The sequence below is a fragment of the Streptomyces poriferorum genome, from assembly GCF_019399235.1.
GTDB classification, from domain to species: domain Bacteria; phylum Actinomycetota; class Actinomycetes; order Streptomycetales; family Streptomycetaceae; genus Streptomyces; species Streptomyces poriferorum.
The window spans coordinates 1-1,469 of record NZ_JAELVH010000645.1; the positions used below are offsets into that span (position 1 = coordinate 1).

Annotated in this window: 1 protein-coding gene and 1 pseudogene; both read left to right on the top strand. The window is 70.3% G+C overall.

Features of this window, described 5'->3' with window-relative positions; all coding sequences use genetic code 11:
• A partial coding sequence (locus JGS39_RS40220) for a sensor histidine kinase (protein WP_236066191.1) occupies window positions 1-1,165 on the top strand: 1,165 nt, incomplete at its 5' end.
• Window positions 1,162-1,469, top strand: a pseudogene (locus tag JGS39_RS40225) (response regulator); the annotation flags it as partial. The gene JGS39_RS40220 and the pseudogene JGS39_RS40225, both read left to right, overlap by 4 nt.

Below are 1,469 nucleotides of genomic sequence, written 5' to 3' on the forward strand. Positions count from 1 at the left end.
CCGCCGCCCCCTCGTCTGGGACGGGCTGCTCACCACATTCTGGGTGCTGTTCGCCGTCCTCGACGTCTCGACGGGCGGCTGGCGCTCGGTCGCCCTCGACCCGGACGTGCCGGCGTCGCTGGTCCTGGCGATGAGCGTGACGTTCTCCGCCCCGCTGCTGTGGCGCCGCAGCCATCCGCTGGCCGTGCTGCTGTTCATGGCACCGTTCTCCCTGGTCAACATCTGGACGGGGGCGGTCATCCAGGCCGCGTTCCTCCAGGAGATCGTCGTCTTCAACATCGCGCTGCGGCAGCCCATGCGCGCCCTGGCATGGTCGGGCGCCATCGTGCTCGCCCCGCTCGTGATCGGATCGGGTCACTTCCCGGACGACTGGGACCGCGTCTTCGTCCCGCACCTGTACGCGTTCGCGTTCGCCGCCCTCGTCGGCATCGTGGTGCGTACGCGCAAGGAGTACACGGAGGCCCTCGTCGACCGCGCCAACCGCCTGGAACTCGAACGCGACCAGCAGGCCCAGCTGGCGGCCGCCGCCGAACGGACCCGGATCGCCCGCGAGATGCACGACATCATCGGCCACAACCTCTCCGTGATCACGGGACTGGCCGACGGTGGTGCCTACGCCGCGGCCAAGAGCCCCGAACGGGCCGCCCAGGCCCTGGACGCCATCGGCACCACCAGCCGCCAGGCCCTCGCCGAACTCCGCCGCCTGCTCGGCGTCCTGCGCGACCCCCCGGACCGGGCCGACCGCACCCCGCAGCCCACACTCGACGACATAGACGCGCTCTTGGAGGGCGTACGCAACGCAGGCCTCCCCGTACACCTGAACCGCCACGGCACACCACCGCCCGTCCCCCTCACCCCCGGACGCCAGCTGACGGTGTACCGGGTGATGCAGGAGGGACTGACGAACACGCTCAAGCACGCGGCCACCGATGAATCCCTGGCCGCCGAGGTCACGTTGACGTACCGTCCGACGGAGCTGGAGGTCCTGATCACGGACAACGGCACCCTGCACCCCACCGACGCCCCGCCCGCCGGCACCGGTCAGGGCATCACGGGCATGCGCGAACGCGCCTCCCTGTACGACGGCACACTCGAAGCCGGCCGACCGGCCGCCACGGGCTGGCAGGTACGGCTCCGACTCCCTCTGGAGGACTCCCCCTCGTGACGACCGTGCTCATCGCGGACGACCAGCCGATGCAACGCTTCGGTTTCCGCATGCTGTTGGAGAGCCAGGACGACATGACAGTCGTCGGCGAGGCCGCCAACGGCCACGAGGCCCTCCAACTCGTCGAACGACACCAGCCGGATGTCGCCCTGATGACATCCGCATGCCCCTGCTCGACGGAATCGAGGCAACCCGCCGCATCATCAGGACCGGCTCCCGCACGCGCGTCCTCATCGTCACCACGTTCGACCTGGACCGCTATGCGTACGACGGTCTGCGCGCCGGCGCCAGCGGCTTCCAGCGG